Raw genomic sequence first — 19782 nt, 5'->3', positions numbered from 1 at the left:
GGCAGTTTCCCTGCGAGGCGCTTTCAAGCGCCGGTTACGCGTGAAGGGTGGCAATAAGCTTGTCGGCGGTCGCCTCGTTCAGCGCCATCGGGATATCGTAGACGATTGCAAGCCGCATCAAAGCCTTGACGTCGACATCATGCGGCATCGGCGTCAGCGGATCGACAAAAAAGATCAGAGCATCGACTTCGCCGGTCGCAATCAGGGCGCCGATCTGCTGGTCGCCGCCGAGCGGGCCGCTTTTCAGGCGGGTTACATCGAGATCGGGAGCGGCCTCCAGCACCCGGCCGCCCGTTGTACCGGTGGCAACGATCTTCCAGTTCGCGAATGTCTCGCGGTTGCGGCGGGCAAACTCCGCCATGTCGTCCTTCTTCTGGTCATGCGCAATCAATGCAAGGCACTTGCCGCCGGCCATGAAAAGGACCTCCGCCTGAAAATTCAATCGATTTGGCTGCTTCTATACGAAGCGCCCGTCTTTTGAAAGACCGCTGCAGTGCTGGCAATGCGTCACTCGCCGGACGGCTTGTCGTCCGGTACCGGGCCGATGTCGGGCAGCGCCTCGTCGGACGTCGCGGCAGGCATCACCGCCATAGGCGCAACCGCGGGCGCGCCGGGAGCACCGGGAGCACCGGGAGCACCGCCGAACGTCGCGGCCTGGATAGAGTCGACGGACGGCGCTGCGAGAACCGCGGCACAGGCGTTCGGAAGGTCGGAAACCATCACTTCGCGCGGCTTGACCGGCTTCGTGCCGGGCTTCGGTGGCTTCGGCGGCGCCCAGGGTTCCTTGGTGAACCACCATGCCAGCGGCTTTCCGCATCCGTCGTCAGTTGGCACCGGCGCTTGCGGCTTGCAGGCGGTTGAGCCCGGTGGGCACTTGATGCGGATGTGGAAGTGCGAATCGTGGCCGTAGATCGGGCGCAGCTTGCCAAGATTGGTGCGGTCTCCCGTCCAGGTATCGCACATCTTCTTCTTGATGGCTGGATTGACGAAAATCCGCTCCACCTGCGGATAGCTCGCCGCACGCATCAACAGCCTGGCGCGCGATTCGGTCCAGACGTTGGGGTTGATTGTCAGGAACGCGTTCTTCTGCAGCATCGTCGTGAAGGGCAGCGTTTCGCGTTCTTCGATGCTGAGTGGGTGAGCGGGCATCGGCGTCAGCCAGATGTCGGCATCAAGTCCGATCTGGTGTGACGCATGACCGTTGAACATCGGTCCACCGCGCGGCTGCGAGATGTCGCCGACGAGCAGACCAGGCCATCCGTCATACTTTGCCGCATCGCGAGACAGCCGCTCCAAGAGCGAGATCATGGCGGGATTGCCCCAGCGGCGATTGCGCGAAAGCCGCATGGTTTGCCACGTGGGTCCATCGACCGGCAACGCGACGGCGCCGGACATGCAGCCTTTGGCATAGAAGCCATAAGGCTGAGCTGTTCCCTGGTTCGGCAGGGAAACGGAGCCGAAAATCGCCTTGGCGCTGCCGGGACTCGGTTGCTTCTGCTCGGCACCGACTTCGCCGGCAACAAGGCTTGTGCCAAGCAGGCCGGCGAACGCCAATTTCAAAAATGTCTGGAAAGTCCTGGTGGTATGGAAAGCCATGCCATGTCCTGAGCGTCTGCGGCGCAAGGCCGAGTGATTTGCAATCGAATCTACCGTGAAAAGCAATTTTGGTGAATCGATGTTTTGCACAGCAGGGAATGAGCCAGGCTTGCCCGAGCAACAAATGGTCACGATCTCGCGAGCCAGACAAAAACTCCCACATCACCTGTTTTTCGCCTGCTTTTCGCCTATTGTCGGCGAAAGCAGAAAAACAATCGGGGTTGGCGAATGGCGCTTACGTGGTCGAAACTTGCTGTGGTCTTTTCTCTTCTCGGCACAATAGCGTTGCCCGTGCAGGCCGTTGCCCAGGAGCCAAATTTCCGCATCGGCAGTTCCGTCATCAGCGAGCTGAAATACAAGCCGGGCTTCAAACATTTCGACTACGTCAATCCGGATGCGCCGAAGGGCGGTAATCTCAGGTTATCGGCATCCGGCACCTACGACACGTTCAACCCGCTGCTTTCTAAGGGCCAAACAGCGGTCGGCCTGACGCTGCCGTTCGAGACGCTGATGAAATCGGCGGACGACGAGCTGCTCGCCTCCTACGGGCTGCTTGCGGAAGGGCTTTCCTATCCCGACGACGTCTCGAGCGCGACGTTCCGGCTGCGCGCCGAGGCGAAGTGGGCGGATGGCAAGCCCGTCACGCCTGAGGACGTGATCTTCAGCTTCGACAAGGTCAAGGAGCTCAACCCGCTCGCTTCCAACTACTACAAGCATGTGGTCAAGGCCGAGAAATCGGGCGAGCGCGACGTGACCTTCACCTTCGACGAGAAGAACAACAAGGAGCTTCCCAATATCCTAGGTCAGCTCGTGGTGGTGCCGAAGCACTGGTGGGAAGGCACGGGGGCCGACGGCAAGCCGCGCGATATCGCCAAGACGACGCTGGAACCGGTCATGGGCTCCGGGCCTTACAAGATCGCCGCATTCTCGGCAGGGGCGACGATCCGCTACGAGCTGCGCGACGACTATTGGGGCAAGGACCTCAACGTGAATGTCGGGCAGAACAATTTCGGCTCGATCACCTACACCTACTATGCCGACCGTGACGTTGAGTTCGAAGCCTTCCGCGCCGGCAACAGCGACTTCTGGCAGGAGACTCTCGCCGCGCGCTGGGCGACCGGCTATGATTTCCCCGCCGTCAAGGAAGGCCGCGTGAAGAAAGAGGACGTGCCGAACGCACTGCGCGCCACCGGCATCATGCAGGCCATGGTGCTGAACACCCGCCGTGACACGTTCAAGGACGAGAAGGTGCGCGAGGCGCTGAATTACGGTTTCGATTTCGAGGAACTGAACCGCACTGTCGCCTTCAATAGCTACAAGCGCATCGACAGCTATTTCTGGAATACCGAGCTTGCTTCCTCCGGCCTACCCCAGGGGCGCGAGCTCGAAATCCTCACCGGCCTCAAGGACAAGCTCTCGCCTTCGATTTTCACCACGACCTATTCAAACCCTGTCGGCGGCGACCCGCAGAAGAGCCGCGATAACCTGCGCACCGCGATCAAGCTGCTGAAGGAAGCCGGCTGGGAGATCAAGGGCAACCGCATGGTCAACACGCAGACCGGCAAGCCGATGAGCTTCGAGATCCTGCTGTCGAGCCCGATCTTCGAGCGCTGGGCCGTGCCCTATGCCAACAACCTCAAGAAGATCGGCATAGATGTGCGGGTGCGCACCGTCGACGCCTCGCAATATACCAATCGCGTGCGCAGCTTCGACTACGACATGATCTGGAACGTGTGGGCCGAGACGATGAACCCCGGCAACGAACAGGCGGACTACTGGGGTTCCGGCTCCTCCAACCAGCAGGGCTCGCGCAACTATGCCGGCATTTCAGACCCAGCAATCGACGCGCTGATCCGCATGGTGATCTTCGCGCCTGATCGAGACGAGCAGGTGGCGGCGATCAAGGCGCTCGACCGCGTGCTGTTGGCGGGCCACTACGTAGTACCGCTGTTCTACCGCGATACGCAGTCGATCACCTACTGGAACACGATCACCCGGCCGGCCGAATATCCGACCTACTCGACCGGTTTCCCTGATGTCTGGTGGTCGTCTTCCGCCAAGAAATGAGCGGACTTGCATTGGCCTGACGGCTGGGCTCCAAATGGGCCAACCGAATCACTTCGGACATGATCAGTGCCGGGACTGACCGGCAAAGGAAGGTTGACGATTGAGCGGCGTTAGACTGGACAGCCTACGACAGAAACCCCCGGAGGCCGCTCGCTGATGGGAGCCTATATCCTTCGCCGCCTGCTTCTGATGATCCCGACCATTATCGGCATCATGGCTATCTCATTCACCGTCATCCAGTTCGCGCCGGGCGGTCCGGTCGAGCAGGTAATTGCGCAGCTGACCGGCGATGCGCAAGGCGCCGACTCGCGGCTTTCAGGCGGTGGCGGCGATCTTCTCGGCGGCGGTGGCCTCGACGAAGGCGGCTCGAAGTACCGCGGCGCGCAGGGGCTTGATCCTGAACTGATCAAGAAGCTCGAAAAGCAGTTCGGCTTCGACAAGCCGCCGCTGACGCGCTTCGGCGAGATGATGTGGAACTACATCCGCTTCGACTTCGGCGAGAGCTTCTTCCGCAACACCACGGTTCTCGAACTGATCAAGGAAAAATTGCCGGTTTCCGCCTCGCTCGGCATCTGGATCATGATCTTTTCCTACGGTATCTCGATCCCGCTCGGCATCCGCAAGGCGGTCAAGGACGGCTCGACCTTCGACGTCTGGACCTCGGGTATCATCATCATTGGCTACGCCGTCCCGAGCTTCCTGTTCGGTATCCTGCTGATCGTGCTCTTTGCCGGCGGATCCTTCTATGACTGGTTCCCGCTGCGTGGCCTCGTCTCCGACAATTTCGACCAGCTCGCCTGGTGGCAGAAGCCGCTCGACTACTTCTGGCACCTGACGCTGCCGCTGATCTCGCTTTCGCTGGCCGCCTTTGCAACGACAACGCTGCTGACCAAGAACTCCTTCATCGAGGAGATCAAGAAGCAATATGTGGTGACAGCGCGGGCGAAGGGGCTGAACGAACGGCAGGTGCTTTACGGCCATGTGTTCCGCAACGCCATGCTGATCATCATCGCCGGTTTCCCCGGCGCCTTCATCTCCGCCTTCTTCACCGGCTCGCTGCTGATCGAGAACATCTTCTCGCTCGATGGGCTGGGGCGGCTCGGCTATCTCTCAGTGGTCAACCGCGACTACCCGATCGTCTTTGCGACCCTTTACATCTTCTCGCTGCTCGGCCTGTTCGTCAGCCTGGTTTCCGACCTGATCTACACATGGATCGATCCGCGCATCGACTTCGAGCGGAGGGATGTGTGATGGACACCGCCGCCAATCCGACGACCGCAACGCCGGTCAAGCCGCCGCGCAAGGGGCTGCTGTCGCCGACCAACATCAGGCGCTGGAAGAACTTCAAGGCCAACCGGCGCGGCTACTGGTCCTTGTGGCTGTTCCTCGTGCTGTTCGTGCTCAGCCTGTTTGCCGAGTTCATCGCCAACGACCGGCCGATCATCGCCTCCTACAAGGGCGAGATCCTGTTCCCTGTGCTGGTCAACTACCCCGAGGAGAAGTTCGGCGGGTTTCTGGCGGAAACCGATTACCGCTCCGACGTGATCTCGGACGAGATCAATGCCAACGGCTGGATGATCTGGCCGCCGATCCACTACTCCTATCGGTCCGTCAACTCGAACATCCCGCATTCGGCGCCGACGGCGCCCTTCTGGATGATGAGCAAGGAGGAGCGCTGCTCCGGATATCCGCAGGGTGCTTCCGATCCCGGCTGCAACTTCGGCAACCTCAATTGGCTCGGCACGGACGATCAGGCGCGTGACGTGCTTGCCCGCGTCATCTACGGCTTCCGCATCTCCGTGCTCTTCGGCCTGGTACTGACGATCTGCTCGGCCGTCATTGGCGTCACCGCCGGTGCGATCCAGGGCTATTTCGGCGGCTGGACGGACCTCTTACTGCAGCGCTTCATCGAGATCTGGTCGTCGATGCCGGTGCTCTACATTCTGCTGATTATCGCGGCGATCCTGCCGCCCGGCTTCTTCGTGCTGCTTGGGATCATGCTGCTCTTCTCCTGGGTCGGCTTCGTCGGCGTCGTACGCGCCGAGTTCCTGCGGGCGCGCAATTTCGAGTATGTCAGAGCGGCGAGAGCGCTGGGCGTCGGCAACAGGACGATCATGTGGCGGCATCTTCTGCCGAACGCGATGGTGGCGACGCTGACTTTCCTGCCGTTCATCCTGTCGGGCTCGATCACCACGCTGACCTCGCTCGACTTCCTCGGCTTCGGCATGCCGCCGGGCTCGCCGTCGCTCGGCGAGATGATCGCACAGGGCAAGGCCAACCTGCAGGCGCCGTGGCTCGGACTGACCGCGTTCTTCACCATGTCGATCATGCTGTCGCTGTTGATCTTCATCGGCGAGGCGGTTCGTGACGCATTCGATCCCAGGAAGACGTTTCAATGAGTGACGCTGCCGAAACACTGCTGTCCGTTCGCGATCTTTCGGTGGCATTCCACCAGGGCGGCGATACATCGCTGGCTGTCGATCACGTTTCTTTCGATATCCGCAAGGGCGAGGTCGTGGCGCTGGTCGGGGAGTCCGGTTCGGGCAAGTCGGTCTCCGCCAACTCGATCCTGCGGCTGCTCCCCTACCCCGCGGCCAGCCATCCCTCCGGCGAAATCCTGTTCAAGGGCAAAGACCTCCTGAAGGCATCCGACAAGGCGTTGCGCGAGGTGCGCGGCAACGACATCACGATGATCTTCCAGGAGCCGATGACATCGCTCAACCCGCTGCACACGATCGAAAAGCAGATCGCAGAGATTCTCGAGCTGCACCAGGGCGTGACCGGTCAGGCGGCACGCACCAAGGTACTCGAACTGCTGAACCAGGTCGGCATCCGCGAGCCGGAAAAGCGGCTGAAAGCCTATCCGCACGAGCTTTCCGGCGGCCAGCGGCAACGCGTGATGATCGCCATGGCGCTCGCCAACCGACCGGAGCTTTTGATCGCCGACGAGCCGACGACCGCGCTCGACGTCACCGTGCAGGCGCAGATCCTCGAATTGCTGCGGCAGCTGAAGGGTCAGCATGGCATGTCCATGCTGTTCATCACCCACGACCTCGGCATCGTGCGCAAGTTCGCCGATCGGGTCTGCGTCATGACCAAAGGCAAGATCGTCGAGACCGGCACGGTGGAAGAAGTCTTCCGCAATCCGAAGCATGAGTACACGCGGCATCTGCTCGCCTCCGAGCCGCGCGGTGAACCACCGGTTGCCGATTCCTCGAAGCCGATCGTGATGCAGGGATCCGACATCCGCGTCTGGTTCCCGATCAAGGCCGGGCTGATGCGCAAGGTCGTCGATCATGTGAAGGCCGTCGACGGCATCGACCTGCAGCTGCGCGCTGGCCAGACGCTCGGCGTCGTCGGTGAATCCGGTTCCGGCAAGACGACGCTCGGCCTCGCGCTGACACGGCTGATCTCCTCGCAGGGCCGGATCAGCTTCGTCGGCGAGGATATAGCCAGCTATTCATTTACGGAAATGCGACCGCTGCGAAACCAGCTGCAGGTCGTGTTCCAGGATCCGTATGGCTCGCTCAGCCCGCGCATGTCGGTCGGCGACATCATTGCCGAGGGTCTGAAGGTGCATGAGCGGTCGCTCTCCTATGAAGAGCGCGACAGCCGGGTCTGCTGGGCGCTGGAGGAGGTCGGGCTCGATCCGCTGACCCGTTGGCGCTATCCGCACGAATTCTCCGGCGGGCAGCGCCAGCGCATCGCCATAGCCCGCGCCATGGTACTGAAACCACGCTTCGTGATGCTGGACGAGCCGACCTCGGCGCTCGACATGAGCGTCCAGGCGCAAGTCGTCGATCTCCTGCGAGATCTGCAGAAGAAGCACGATCTCGCCTACCTCTTCATCAGCCACGACCTGAAGGTGGTGAAGGCGCTGGCAAACGACGTCATCGTCATGCGCTTCGGCAAGGTCGTTGAACAGGGATCGTCCGCCGATATCTTCGGTGCGCCGAAGGATGACTATACCAAGGCGCTGATGGCTGCCGCCTTCAACATCGAGGCGGTGCCGACGCCCGCCGTCCAACAGTAAAGACGATCATGTCCGCAAGACCGCCCATTCTCGTCGATCTCAAGTTCGACCCCGAAACCGTTGCCCGCATCCTGAAAACGGCCTTTGCGGATCGCGGCAGCATCAACCTCGCCGATCCCGCCAACAAGGATCGCGACCTGACCGGCATCGACTATGCGCTGCTCTGGAAGCCGGACGCGGATCTTTTCAGCCGCGCGCCCAATCTGAAGGTCATCTTCTCCGGTGGCGCCGGCGTCGACAGCTTCATGAACCTGCCGGGGCTGCCCGACGTCCCGATCATTCGCTTCTCCGACCGCAGCCTGACGACGCGAATGAGCGAATGGGTGGTGATGCAGTGCCTCATGCATCTCCGCCAGCAGCATCAGCACGACAAGGATCAGCGGGCGCGCATCTGGGGCAAGCTGGTTCCGCCCGAGGCCGCCGAAATCACCGTCGGCATCATGGGCCTTGGCGTGCTCGGCCAGGATGCAGCGTACAAGCTGAAGGTCATGGGCTTCAATGTCATCGGCTGGTCGCGCAGCCGCAAGGAGATCGACGGCGTCGAAACCTACAATTCCAGCCAGCTCGATGAATTCCTCTCCAAGACCGATTTCCTCGTCGGCCTGCTGCCGCTGACACCGGAGACGACAGGCTTCTACAATGCCGCGCTATTTTCGAAGCTGCGGCAGGGTGGTGCGCTCGGCAAGCCTGTGTTCATCAATGCAGGCCGCGGCAAGAGCCAGGTGCAATCGGACATCGTCGCCGCGATTAAGGGCGGCGTGCTCGGCGGCGCGTCGATCGACGTCTTCGCAGTCGAGCCGCTTGCCTCCGACGATCCGCTCTGGGGGCTCGAAAACGTGTTCATCACGCCGCACGATGCGGCAGTTTCCGATGAGACAGCGCTCTTCCGCCACGTCGAGCGCCAGATCGCCCGCTACGAGGGCGGCGAGCCGCTGCAATTCGTCGTCGATCGGCAGATGGGTTACTAAGCGCCGGAACCATGCTGCTTTCCGTTCGTTTTTCTCCGAGGTGAGGTGGCGAGCCGATGACGGCTTGCGCGACATCGGAAGGAGGCAAGCATGGCTCAGCAGACGGAAACGCGCTGGGAAGAAGCGGACGGCAAGCTTCATGCCGAGGAGACGATTTCACCTGTGAAGGCAAAACACGGCCGGACGGGAACCCGGATTCTCATGGTCCTGATCGTCGCGCTGGTGCTCGCCTTCATCGTATGGATTCCCGTCGAAATCTGGGGCAAGAAAGAGTCAGCGGATGTCGCTCCCCAGCAGCCAGGACAGCAGATCCAGTCGCAGCAATTAGCACCGACACCATCGCCCTCGCTGCAAAACGGCAATGCGGTGCCGACCGAGACACCGACTCAGCCGCCAGCCTCGAACACGGCGCCGGCAACGCCCAAGCCTCCTGCACAATAGGAGCGGGCGGGTCAAGGCGGTCACTACCACGCATCCTGTCGGACCGCCGGCAGGGTGCTTTTCTGTTTGCGCTGGACTTTACCGGCTGATTTTTCGATAAGAAAAGCACACGAGCCGGTTTTCGTGCGCCGGTCGGCGCACCTTACCCGGCTTGGGAATGGGCGGAGTACATGGCCAAGACTGATATCGCGCGGCGCGTCTACAATCACACCTGGAAGCTCGATCCGATTGTTCGCAGCCTGATCGACACGGACTTCTATAAGCTGCTGATGCTGCAGATGATCTGGAAGCTCTACCCTGAGGTCAACGCCACCTTCACGCTCATAAACCGCACCAAGCGCGTGCTTTTGGCCGAAGAGATCGACGAGGGCGAACTGCGCGAGCAGCTCGACCATGCCCGCACCCTGCGTCTCTCCAAGAAGGAAACGATCTGGCTCGCTGGTAACAGCTTCTACGGCCGCGCGCAGATTTTCGAGCCTGAGTTCCTTGCCTGGCTCTCGCATTTCCAGCTGCCGGAATACGAACTGTCGAAACGTGACGGGCAGTACGTGCTCGACTTCCATGGATCGTGGAAGGACACGACCATGTGGGAAATCCCAGCGCTCGCCATCATCAACGAGCTGCGGTCGCGCTCCGCCATGAAAGCGCTTGGACCGTTTACGCTCGATGTGCTTTATGCCCGCGCGAAAGCGCGGATGTGGGAAAAGGTGGAGCGGCTGCGCGAATTGCCTGGCCTGCGGATCTCCGACTTCGGTACGCGCCGCCGCCACAGCTTCCTTTGGCAGCGCTGGTGCGTCGAGGCCTTGAAGGAAGGCATCGGGCCTGCCTTCACCGGTACCAGCAACGTGCTGCTCGCCATGGATTCAGATCTCGAAGCGGTCGGCACGAACGCCCACGAGCTGCCGATGGTGGCCGCGGCCCTTGCCCAGACCGAAAAGGAACTGCACAACGCACCCTACAAGGTGCTGCGGGACTGGAACAAGCTCTATGGCGGCAACCTGCTGATCGTGTTGCCGGATGCGTTCGGAACGGCAGCGTTCCTGCGCGACGCGCCCGAATGGGTCGCCGATTGGACGGGCTTCCGACCTGACAGCGCACCGCCCGTCGAAGGCGGCGAGAAGATCATCGAATGGTGGAAGAAGATGGGCCGCGATCCGCGCCAGAAGCTGCTTATTTTCTCGGATGGCCTCGATGTCGACGCGATCATCCACACCTACAAGCACTTCGAAGGCAAGGTGCGGATGAGTTTCGGCTGGGGCACCAACCTCACCAACGACTTCGCCGGCTGCGCGCCGACTGAGATCTCCGGGCTCAATCCCATCTCCATCGTCTGCAAGGTCATTGACGCCAACGGCCGCCCGGCCGTGAAGCTATCGGACAATCCGCAGAAGGCAACCGGCGACCCGGCGGAGGTTCAACGCTATCTGAAGTTCTTCGGTACGGAGGATCGCGTCGATCAGGCGGTATTTGTGTAGGCGCTAAGCGCGAGTCTTCCGCGCAGATCCCCGGGACATATTTTACGGCGGAGGACGGCTCGACACCCGATCCGACTTGCTACCCGGTGTTGCATTGGTTGAACCGCAGGACCCAATCGGCTGCGCAGATTTCCTGGCCGTTCGAGGACCCGCCATCCCGTGCAAACGCCGACCCTTGCTGCCGAGAAGTCTGCAGCGTCCCCGCTGATTGGTACGCCTTGGACGGAGACCAAATCGCAATCCGGTCTGCCAGGCCCAATGATGATCTTTTTGCCGAAAGGCAAACTCCTTATCGACTCTTGCTGGGAAACCTACGCTCTCAGGTCATGGAAACAGCCGTCGGCCAACGAGATTTCATGGGATGAGGACGGCGCGATCATACTGGCCAAGATCAAGACGATCTCTACTGATAGGCTCACTCTTCAAATCTCCGCGGTGAAGGATCTCGTCGAGCGCAGTTATGCCGCCGTCAAGGCTCCCTATGTCTGCCCCGACATGAAGCGGTAGCTTGAGCCGCTAGCCCTGAAAAGCAGACGGCAAAACGCGGTCTGGCAAAATGGGGCGCCAATCCCCATCTATGGCCCAAGAAATGGTCGCAGATGTCTGTGCCCATTGTTTGACTGGAAAGGACGTTTCCAATGACTGTAGAGCGTGCGGTACTGGCGGGCGGTTGCTTCTGGGGCATGCAGGACCTCATCAGGCGGCTCCCTGGCGTCGTATCCACTCGCGTGGGCTATACCGGTGGCGAGGTCGCCAATGCGACCTACCGGAATCATGGCAACCACGCCGAGGCGATCGAGATCCTGTTCGACCCGGCGAAGACCAGCTACCGCGACATCCTCGAATTCTTCTTCCAGATCCATGATCCGACGACAATGAACCGGCAAGGTAACGATATCGGCGCCAGCTACCGATCGGCGATCTTCTACGCCGACGACGCTCAGCAAGCGAACGCCGAGGACACCATTGCCGACGTCGATGCCTCCGGCCTGTGGCCCGGAAAGGTCGTCACGGAAGTTGTTCCGGTCAGCGACTTCTGGGAAGCGGAGCCTGAACATCAGGACTATCTGGAACGCATTCCCAATGGCTACACCTGCCACTTCGTGCGGCCTGGCTGGAAACTGCCGAAACGAGCCCGCAGCACGGCCGCCGGATAACAGGGCGCTAGCTTGCCCGCGTGGCGTTCGAGCGCGTACTGACAAGAGGCCTTGCTGTTGGAGCAGGGCCTCTTGGTTTCAGGCGAATGGCTGGGGACAACAGCCGCTAACGCCGCCTCCACAGCGAATGATCCGTTCGTACCAACAATCGCCGGTCACGGTTGGTATACGTTACAGCCGCATCGTCCATAAGGGGTGCTTGAGTTCCTTTCCCAAAGCGCTACATTCGACTTACGGAATTCGCCTTCGATAGGCTGACCACGGAGGTACTGGCAGCCCATGGTCGCGGCGGATTGAGGAAGGTCGGCACGATATCGTTCCGACCTTTTTCCTTATGGCGGCTCGTCTGAAGGCTGCCGTCACTCCACCCTACGTCGTTGCTTTGCGAGGTGCAGCGTCAGTACTCGCGAAAAGCTGGCTCAGACAATCGACCAGGAAATGCGGGCTGAAACACGGATGCTAGGCGCAAGCTTGCCGCTAGGCAGCTGAAATGACGCAATCCTCGGAAAGCCAAATGGCGGACAGAGAGGGATTCGAACCCTCGGTACGCTTTCACGTACACACGCGTTCCAGGCGTGCGCCTTCAACCACTCGGCCACCTGTCCTTTGGCGGTCTGCATCGGCGAAGATGCAAATCGTCGGAACGGCGCGATATATACCGATGAATTTTTGCCGATCAACCCAAATCTAACAGTTTTTTGACTTCTTCCGGTAAAAGTGCGCTCTGGCCCTCCATTGTAGCTCCACCCCTCCATAACTATCTTTTGTAGAGGTTGACGAATGGCGCGGCTGGCCAGGAAAATGCCTGGCATGTTTGATCGCCGGAGAGTTTGATGCGTTTCCTTTTGCGTTTGGCAAGTCTCGTTGCGCTGGCCGTCGCCGTCATCGCCGGTACGATTGATTCCATTCAGTCCGTTGCCGCGTCGTCGGTAGTTATCACTCCCATGGGTGACGCATGGCAGGACCTTAGCCCCTCGTCGCTGGAAACCCTTCAATCGACCATCGCCTATTACATCCATCCGCGCTTCTACACGCTTGCCTTCCAGTGGCTGATGCTCCAGCCGGCCTTTGCCGTGTTCCTGGTGCTGTCGCTGATGTTGTGGATGGTGGGCTACAAGAAGCCCTCGGTGGCTGGCCGCTTTGCGGCATGACAAGCGGTCTTGGCGAACCCAAATTTGCCGAGAAAAATCGCAAGCCGGTGATGATTTTGTACAAAATTCAGCCCGCGTGAGCTGATTTTTGGCAATTGCGGCAAATCTTTACCAGTCGAAAAATTTCTCGTGAATTTTTTTTTGAGCCATGCAAGGATGCGCCCAGCCAGGCCTCCGGGGGGAGGTCGGTGGTTCCGCAGACATGCCTAAACGGCTTGCGGGAGGACCCAAACAATTAGAAACAATAGGGCTGCAACTCATGAAAAAATCCCTTCTGACTCTCCTGGCCGTGGCTGCCATGTCCACGACGGCGCTCGCCGCCGACGTCAAGCCGGCGCTCGTGTACGGCACCGGCGGGAAGTTCGATAAGTCGTTTAACGAAGCAGCCTACAACGGCGCCGAAAAGTTCAAGAAGGAAACCGGGATCGCTTATCGCGACTTCGAGCCGACCGGCGACACCCAGGGCGAGCAGGCCATCCGTAACTTCGCGAGCCGCGGCTTCAACCCGGTTATCGCTGTCTCCTTCGCCTGGACTTCGGCAATCGAGAAGGTCGCAGCCGAATTCCCCGACACGAAGTTCGTCATCGTTGACGCCGTCGTTGACAAGCCGAACGTTCGTTCTGTCGTCTACAAGGAAGAAGAAGGCTCCTTCCTCGTCGGCACGCTGGCCGGCCTCGCTTCGAAGACCGGCAAGGTTGGCTTCGTCGGCGGCATGGACATTCCGCTGATCCGCAAGTTCGAATGCGGTTATGAGCAGGGCGCCCGCTCGGTCAAGGCCGATGTCGAAGTGTTCCAGAACATGACCGGCACGACGGGCGCTGCCTGGAACGACCCGGTTCGTGGTGGCGAGCTCACCAAGAACCAGATCGACCAGGGCGCTGATGTCATCTACGCGGCAGCCGGTGCGACCGGCCTCGGCGTCCTGCAGACAGCAGCCGACAACAAAAAGCTCTCGATCGGCGTCGACAGCAACCAGAACCATCTGCACCCGGGCTCCGTCCTGACCTCGATGGTCAAGCGCGTCGACCTTGCTGTCTACAACGGCTTCAGCGACGTCAAGGCTGACAAGTTCACGGCCGGCGTTCTCGCGCTCGGCGTCAAGGAAGACGGCGTTGCAGCCGCCATGGACGACAACAACAAGGCATTGATCACGCCTGACATGCAGGCTGCTCTCGACAAGGCCAAGGAAGGCATCATCGCGGGGACCATCAAGGTTCACGACTATACCTCGGACAATGCTTGCCCGAAGTGATCCGTGACTGAGACGGGCGTATGGCGGATCCGTTCCGCCATACGCCCTTTTCGTATTTGGAGCCTGCTGTGACAGACACGCCCGCTATCGAACTTGTGGGCATCGACAAGAAATTCGGTGCCGTTCATGCCAACAAAGACATCAATCTTACCGTCGCCAAGGGCACGATTCACGGCATCATCGGCGAGAACGGTGCCGGCAAATCGACCCTGATGTCGATCATCTATGGCTTCTACCATGCCGACGCCGGTGAAATCCGCGTCAACGGCAATCCCGTCACCATCAAGGACAGCCAGGCCGCGATCGCGACCGGCATCGGGATGGTGCACCAGCACTTCATGCTGGTCGACAATTTCACGGTGCTCGAGAACATCATGCTCGGTGCCGAGGGCGGCGCCCTGCTCGCCAAAGGCGTTTCTTCCGCGCGCGCCGAGCTGCGCCGCCTTGAGAAGGACTATGGCCTCGAAGTGAACCCCGATGCGCTCATTGAAGAGCTTCCGGTCGGGCTGCAGCAGCGCGTCGAGATCCTCAAAGCCATGTACCGCGGCGCCGAGATCCTCATCCTCGACGAGCCGACCGGCGTGCTGACGCCTGCCGAGGCAGACCATCTTTTCAAGATCCTTCGCGTCCTTCGCGACCAGGGCAAGACGGTCATTCTGATCACCCACAAGCTACGCGAGATCATGGCGATCACCGATACGGTGTCGGTCATGCGCCGCGGCGAGATGGTCGCGACCCGCAAGACTTCCGAGACGACGGTCGAGGAGCTGGCCGAACTGATGGTCGGCCGCCGCGTCCTGCTGCGCGTGCAGAAGGGCGAAGCCAATCCAGGCAAGGTGATCCTGTCGGCTCGCAACCTGACCGTTAAGGACAATCGCGGCGTCACCATGGTCGACAACGTCTCCTTCGACGTCCGAGCCGGCGAGATCGTCGGTATTGCCGGCGTCGCTGGCAATGGGCAGTCCGAACTCTTGGAGGCAATTGCCGGCATCCGCAAGCCGCATTCCGGCGAGATTTTCCTCGACAACCAGCCAATCGACAAGGCCGATCCGGCGCGGCTCAGGGAGCTCGGCCTCGCTCACATTCCCGAAGATCGTCATCACATGGGGCTGGTGCTGAAGTTCGAGGAGTACGAGAACTCGGTTCTCGGCTACCATCGCAATCCCGGCTACAGCAAGGGGCCGCTGCTTGATCTCGACGCGATCCGCAAGGACGCGATGGAGAAGATCGAGAAATACGACATTCGTCCGCCGAACCCGCGCCTGAAGACAGCGAACTTCTCCGGCGGCAACCAGCAGAAGATCGTCGTGGCGCGCGAAATCGAGCGCGATCCGACGGCCCTGATCATCGGCCAGCCGACGCGCGGCGTCGATATCGGCGCGATCGAGTTCATTCACCGCCGGATCATCGAGATGCGCGACGCGGGCAAGGCGATCCTGCTCGTCTCCGTCGAACTCGACGAAATCCGCGCCCTTTCAGACCGTATCCTTGTCATGTTTGCCGGCCACGTGGTCGGTGAGAAGACGCCCGATGCCGGTGAACAGACCCTCGGCCTGATGATGGCCGGCATTGCCGCGTGAGGCCTCGATGAGCACTGCTTCCGTTCCACTTCCAAATTGGATCAACTACGGCCTCATCCCGCTGTTGAACCTGTTCGTTGCCTTCCTGATCTCCGGCTTTGTCGTCTGGCTGATCGGAGAGAGCCCGCTTGCGGCCCTGTCGCTGCTGATAGAAGGCGCGCTTGGCAGCGGCGAAGGTATCGGCTTTACGCTTTATTACGCGACGAGCTTCATCTTCACCGGCCTCTCCGTTGCCGTCGCCATTCATGCCGGCCTGTTCAATATCGGCTCGGAAGGTCAGGCCTATCTCGGCGGCCTCGGCTGCGCCCTGGTAGCGCTGGCGCTCGACCACTATGTCCCATGGTATGTGACCATGCCGGTAGCGGTTGTCGGTGCTGGCCTGTTTGGTGCGGCCTGGGCCTTCATTCCGGCCTTCCTGCAAGCAAAGCGCGGCAGCCACATCGTCATCACCACCATCATGTTCAACTATATCGGCGCGGCGCTGATGGTCTACCTGCTGGTGCATGTGCTGATCGTGCCTGGCAAGATGGCGCCGGAAACCCGCACCTTCCTTGAAGGCGGCCAGTTGCCGAAACTCGGCTGGCTGATGGACCTGTTCGGCGCCAAGCTCGGCGCCGCGCCGTTCAACGTTTCCTTCCTCATTGCGCTGGTTGCGGCCTATTTCGTCTGGCTGCTGATCTGGCGTACCAAGCTCGGTTTCGAGATGCGCACGCTTGGCGTCAGCCAGAGCGCGGCAGCCTATGCCGGCATCCCCTACCCTCGCATCGTCATGATTGCGATGCTGCTGTCCGGCGCGCTTGCGGGCATGATGGCGCTGAATCCGGTCATGGGATCCTCGGCCCGTCTGCAGGTGGAGTTCGTCGGCGGTGCTGGTTTCGTTGGTATCGCCGTGTCGCTGATGGGCAGAAACCATCCGGTCGGGATCATCTTCTCGGCGATCCTCTTCGGCATCCTCTATCAGGGTGGCGACTGGATCTCCTTCGAGATGCCCAATATCACGCGCGAAATGATCCTTGTCATTCAGGGTCTCGTGATCCTCTTTGCCGGCGCGCTTGAATACATGTTCCGCCCCGCGATGGTTCGCGTCTACCAACAGTTCAAGGCCGCGTGAGGGAACGCACGATGGATTATTATGACATCTTCATCAGCGTCCTCAGCTCCACGATCCGCCTGTCGATCCCGCTGATCTTCACGGCGCTGGCAGGGCTGTTTTCCGAGCGGGCAGGCATCTTCGATATCGGCCTCGAGGGCAAGATGCTCGGATCGGCGTTTGCGGCGGCCTGCGTTGCTTACCTGACCGGTTCGCCATGGCTCGGTCTCGGCGCCGGCATCGTCTGCTCCGTGGCGCTCAGCCTCGTGCACGGCTTCGCCTCGATCACCAACCGCGGCAACCAGATCATCTCGGGCGTGGCGATCAACTTCTTCGTCGCCGGTATCACGATCGTTCTCGGCGGCGCCTGGTTCGGCCAGGGCGGCCGCACGCCGCAGCTGCTTCCTGAGGCTCGCTTTGTGCCGATCGTGCTGCCTGGCGCCGATGCCATCCGCGATATTCCGATCATCGGCCCGCTTTATGCCAACGTGATTTCCGGCAACAACATCCTGACCTATCTCGCTTTCTTCGCGGTTCCGCTTTCCTGGTGGATCCTCTACCGCACGCGCTTCGGCCTGCGGCTGCGCGCCGTCGGCGAGAATCCGGGCGCCGTCGACACGGCTGGCATTTCGGTCACCTGGCTGCGCTATCGCGCCGTCATGTGCGCCGGCATCCTCTGCGGCTTCTCCGGAACCTATCTCGCGATCGCGCAGTCGGCGGCTTTCATCAAGGATATGTCGGCCGGCAAGGGCTACATCGCGCTTGCGGCGCTGGTCTTTGCCAAATGGAAGCCGGTGCCTGTCATGTTCGCCTGCCTGCTCTTCGGCTTTCTCGATGCGCTGGCAAACTTCATGCAGGGCAAGCAGGTGCCACTGATCGGCGAAGTGCCGGTGCAGATCTTCCAGGCGCTGCCTTATATCCTGACCTGTGTCCTGCTCGCCGGCTTCATCGGCGTGGCAATCCCGCCCAAGGCGGGTGGTGTCCCCTATACGAAGGAACGTTGAGAACATGTCCCACGATCTTTTCGAGGCCGCTCGCGGCGCCATGGCTTTCGCTCATGCTCCCTATTCGAAGTTCCCGGTCGGCGCGGCTATTCGCGCTGAGGACGGAAAGGTCTATACCGGCGCCAACATCGAGAACTTGTCTTTCCCTCAAGGTTGGTGCGCGGAACCGACGGCCATCAGCGCCATGATCATGGGCGGCGCGAAGAAGATCGTCGAAATGGCTGTCATCGCCGAAAAGCTGCCGCTTTGCCCACCCTGCGGCGGCTGTCGGCAGAAGATCTCGGAGTTCGCCTCCAAGGACACGAAGATCTACCTCTGCGATGAGGTCGGCGTGCAGAGGACGATGACCATGGACGAACTTCTGCCGTTCAGCTTCGAGACTGAACTCGGATGAGCGGCGCGCTCGACGTGCTTGCCGGAAGGCTCGGCGGCCTTTCGCCGCGCTACGGTATCGTGCTTGGCTCCGGTCTCGGTTCGCTTGTCGGCGAGGTGACGGACGCGCAACGGATTCCATACCGCGACTTGCCGGGCTTCCCGGTCAGCGCGGTTTCGGGTCATGCCGGAGAAGTGGTTGCCGGTTCGCTTGGCGGTGTGCCGGTTGTCATGCTGTCCGGTCGCGTGCACTTCTATGAGAAGGGCGATGCCGGCGCGATGAGGCTGCCCATCGAAGTTCTCAAGGGTCTTGGCATCGAGACCCTGATCCTGACCAATTCCGCGGGATCGCTACAAGACGACATGCCGCCCGGTTCGGTCATGCAGATTAGCGATCACATCAACTATTCTGGCATGAACCCGCTGATCGGCGAGGAAAGCGATCGCCGTTTTGTCGGCATGACGAGCGCCTATGATGCCAGCCTTGCCGACAAGATGCGCAAGGCCGCCGAGAAACTCGGCATCCCCTTGGCACAGGGCGTCTACATGTGGTTTTCCGGCCCAAGCTTCGAGACACCGGCTGAAATCCGCATGGCCCGTATCCTCGGCGCGGATGCGGTTGGGATGTCGACCGTGCCGGAGGTCATTATCGCGCGAATGCTGGGCTTAAGGGTTGCAGCGGCGTCGGTAATCACCAACTATGGAGCGGGCATGACCGGTGGTGAACTGAGCCATGAGGAGACCAAGGATATGGCTCCGATCGGCGGCTCCCGCCTCGCCGCCATCCTAAGAGAGATGATTGCAGGAGAAAGCGAACAATGACCACTCATTCCAGCAAGGAGACCGCCGCTGTCGCCCTCTCTCTCCTCGATCTCACCAACCTCAAGGATGATTGCACCGAGGCTCAGATCGACGCGCTGTGCGCCCGGGCGCAGACCCCTTATGGCAACACGGCAGCGATCTGCATTTGGCCGCGCTTCGTTGCCCGCGCACGCGCCCAACTCGGCACCGCTCATCCGGTGCGGATCGCAACCGTGGTCAACTTCCCATCGGGCGAAATGGAAATCGCCGACGTTGCCGCCGAAACGCGCGAGGCGATTGCCGACGGCGCCGATGAAATCGACCTCGTCATTCCCTATCGCAAGTTCATGACGGGTAGCGGCAAGGCCGTTACCGACATGGTGACGGCCATCCGCGCCGAGTGCAAGGATCCGATCCTGCTGAAGGTCATTCTCGAAACCGGCGAAATCAAGGATGCGGCGCTGATCCGTCGCGCCGCCGAACTCGCCGTCGACGCGGGTGCCGACTTCATCAAGACGTCGACCGGCAAGGTCGCCGTCAATGCGACGCTCGAAGCAGCTGACATCATGCTTCGGGTCATTCGCCAAAGTGGTCGAAAGGTCGGCTTCAAACCGGCGGGTGGTATCGGGTCGGTGGCCGACGCGGCGCTCTATCTGAGCCTCGCAGAAACGATCCTGGCACCCGATTGGCCGATGCCATCCACCTTCCGTTTTGGCGCATCCGGACTGCTCGACGACATTCTTGCCGTTCTCAGCGGCACGCAGTCCGCGCCTGCCGCTGCATCGAGCTATTGAA

Annotated in this window: 19 protein-coding genes and 1 tRNA gene; 17 read left to right on the top strand and 3 right to left on the bottom strand. The window is 60.9% G+C overall.

Annotation, left to right across the window (positions count from 1 at the left end; genetic code table 11):
* Positions 1-34 precede the first annotated feature (34 nt).
* Together FHX16_RS01245 and mepA are read right to left on the bottom strand one after the other, a co-directional pair.
* On the bottom strand, positions 35-415 hold the full coding sequence (locus FHX16_RS01245) for a methylglyoxal synthase (RefSeq protein WP_037115063.1): 381 nt from the start codon (positions 413-415) through the stop codon (positions 35-37).
* Between the two features lie 92 nt (positions 416-507).
* Positions 508-1596 (bottom strand): penicillin-insensitive murein endopeptidase, encoded by a 1089-nt coding sequence (gene mepA, locus FHX16_RS01240; protein ID WP_183863436.1) that lies wholly within the window; start codon positions 1594-1596, stop codon positions 508-510.
* Positions 1597-1824: 228 nt separating this feature from the next.
* Here mepA and FHX16_RS01235 point away from each other — a divergent pair, with 228 nt between their 5' ends.
* From FHX16_RS01235 to msrA, 9 genes are all read left to right on the top strand, one after another.
* Positions 1825-3663, top strand: a complete 1839-nt coding sequence (locus tag FHX16_RS01235) for an extracellular solute-binding protein (RefSeq protein ID WP_183863434.1) — start codon at positions 1825-1827, stop codon at positions 3661-3663.
* Positions 3664-3819: 156 nt separating this feature from the next.
* Entirely contained in the window at positions 3820-4914 is a 1095-nt protein-coding gene (locus FHX16_RS01230) for a microcin C ABC transporter permease YejB (RefSeq protein ID WP_183863432.1), read from the top strand.
* Positions 4914-6062: an ABC transporter permease gene (locus FHX16_RS01225; RefSeq protein WP_183863551.1), complete on the top strand. Its 1149-nt coding sequence runs from the start codon at positions 4914-4916 to the stop codon at positions 6060-6062. The genes FHX16_RS01230 and FHX16_RS01225 overlap by 1 nt, the downstream gene beginning before the upstream one ends.
* Entirely contained in the window at positions 6059-7696 is a 1638-nt protein-coding gene (locus tag FHX16_RS01220) for an ABC transporter ATP-binding protein (protein ID WP_183863430.1), read from the top strand. Before FHX16_RS01225 ends, FHX16_RS01220 begins: the two co-directional genes overlap by 4 nt.
* Positions 7697-7704: 8 nt before the next feature.
* Positions 7705-8664, top strand: coding sequence for a glyoxylate/hydroxypyruvate reductase A (locus FHX16_RS01215; RefSeq protein WP_183863428.1), 960 nt, complete (start codon positions 7705-7707; stop codon positions 8662-8664).
* A gap of 90 nt (positions 8665-8754) precedes the next feature.
* Positions 8755-9105, top strand: coding sequence for a hypothetical protein (locus tag FHX16_RS01210; protein WP_183863426.1), 351 nt, complete (start codon positions 8755-8757; stop codon positions 9103-9105).
* A gap of 170 nt (positions 9106-9275) precedes the next feature.
* A complete protein-coding gene (pncB, locus tag FHX16_RS01205) occupies positions 9276-10580 on the top strand; it encodes a nicotinate phosphoribosyltransferase (RefSeq protein WP_183863424.1) in 1305 nt (434 codons plus the stop codon).
* 159 nt (positions 10581-10739) lie between these two features.
* Positions 10740-11087, top strand: a complete 348-nt coding sequence (locus FHX16_RS01200) for a hypothetical protein (RefSeq protein WP_259126368.1) — start codon at positions 10740-10742, stop codon at positions 11085-11087.
* A gap of 131 nt (positions 11088-11218) precedes the next feature.
* A complete protein-coding gene (gene msrA, locus FHX16_RS01195) occupies positions 11219-11737 on the top strand; it encodes a peptide-methionine (S)-S-oxide reductase MsrA (protein WP_183863422.1) in 519 nt (172 codons plus the stop codon).
* Positions 11738-12252: 515 nt separating this feature from the next.
* On the opposite strand, the gene FHX16_RS01190 is transcribed toward msrA, so the two are convergent.
* Positions 12253-12342, bottom strand: a tRNA-Ser gene (locus FHX16_RS01190).
* 228 nt (positions 12343-12570) lie between these two features.
* Between FHX16_RS01190 and FHX16_RS01185 the strand changes: the two genes are divergently transcribed.
* The 8 genes from FHX16_RS01185 (at position 12571) to deoC (ending at position 19781) form a co-directional block, all read left to right on the top strand.
* Complete coding sequence (locus FHX16_RS01185; RefSeq protein WP_183753619.1) at positions 12571-12888, top strand: hypothetical protein; 318 nt, start codon at positions 12571-12573, stop codon at positions 12886-12888.
* A gap of 259 nt (positions 12889-13147) precedes the next feature.
* On the top strand, positions 13148-14140 hold the full coding sequence (locus FHX16_RS01180) for a BMP family protein (RefSeq protein WP_016552315.1): 993 nt from the start codon (positions 13148-13150) through the stop codon (positions 14138-14140).
* Positions 14141-14208: 68 nt separating this feature from the next.
* Positions 14209-15720 (top strand): ABC transporter ATP-binding protein, encoded by a 1512-nt coding sequence (locus FHX16_RS01175; RefSeq protein ID WP_183753621.1) that lies wholly within the window; start codon positions 14209-14211, stop codon positions 15718-15720.
* A gap of 7 nt (positions 15721-15727) precedes the next feature.
* Positions 15728-16831, top strand: coding sequence for an ABC transporter permease (locus FHX16_RS01170; RefSeq protein WP_183863368.1), 1104 nt, complete (start codon positions 15728-15730; stop codon positions 16829-16831).
* Between the two features lie 11 nt (positions 16832-16842).
* A complete protein-coding gene (locus FHX16_RS01165) occupies positions 16843-17814 on the top strand; it encodes an ABC transporter permease (RefSeq protein WP_183863367.1) in 972 nt (323 codons plus the stop codon).
* A 4-nt stretch (positions 17815-17818) separates the two neighbouring features.
* Positions 17819-18208 carry a cytidine deaminase gene (locus FHX16_RS01160; RefSeq protein WP_183863365.1) on the top strand — a complete coding sequence of 130 codons (390 nt, stop codon included), beginning with the start codon at positions 17819-17821 and terminating at the stop codon, positions 18206-18208.
* Complete coding sequence (locus FHX16_RS01155; protein WP_183863363.1) at positions 18205-19008, top strand: purine-nucleoside phosphorylase; 804 nt, start codon at positions 18205-18207, stop codon at positions 19006-19008. The genes FHX16_RS01160 and FHX16_RS01155 overlap by 4 nt, the downstream gene beginning before the upstream one ends.
* Entirely contained in the window at positions 19005-19781 is a 777-nt protein-coding gene (gene deoC / locus FHX16_RS01150) for a deoxyribose-phosphate aldolase (RefSeq protein ID WP_183753631.1), read from the top strand. Before FHX16_RS01155 ends, deoC begins: the two co-directional genes overlap by 4 nt.
* The last annotated feature ends 1 nt before the right edge of the window (position 19782 follow it).

It is taken from the genome of Rhizobium sp. BK661 (genome assembly GCF_024808825.1).
Classification (GTDB): Bacteria; Pseudomonadota; Alphaproteobacteria; order Rhizobiales; family Rhizobiaceae; genus Rhizobium.
The sequence above is the reverse complement of the archived record's forward strand: the minus strand, read 5'-3'. Positions and strand labels throughout refer to the sequence as shown.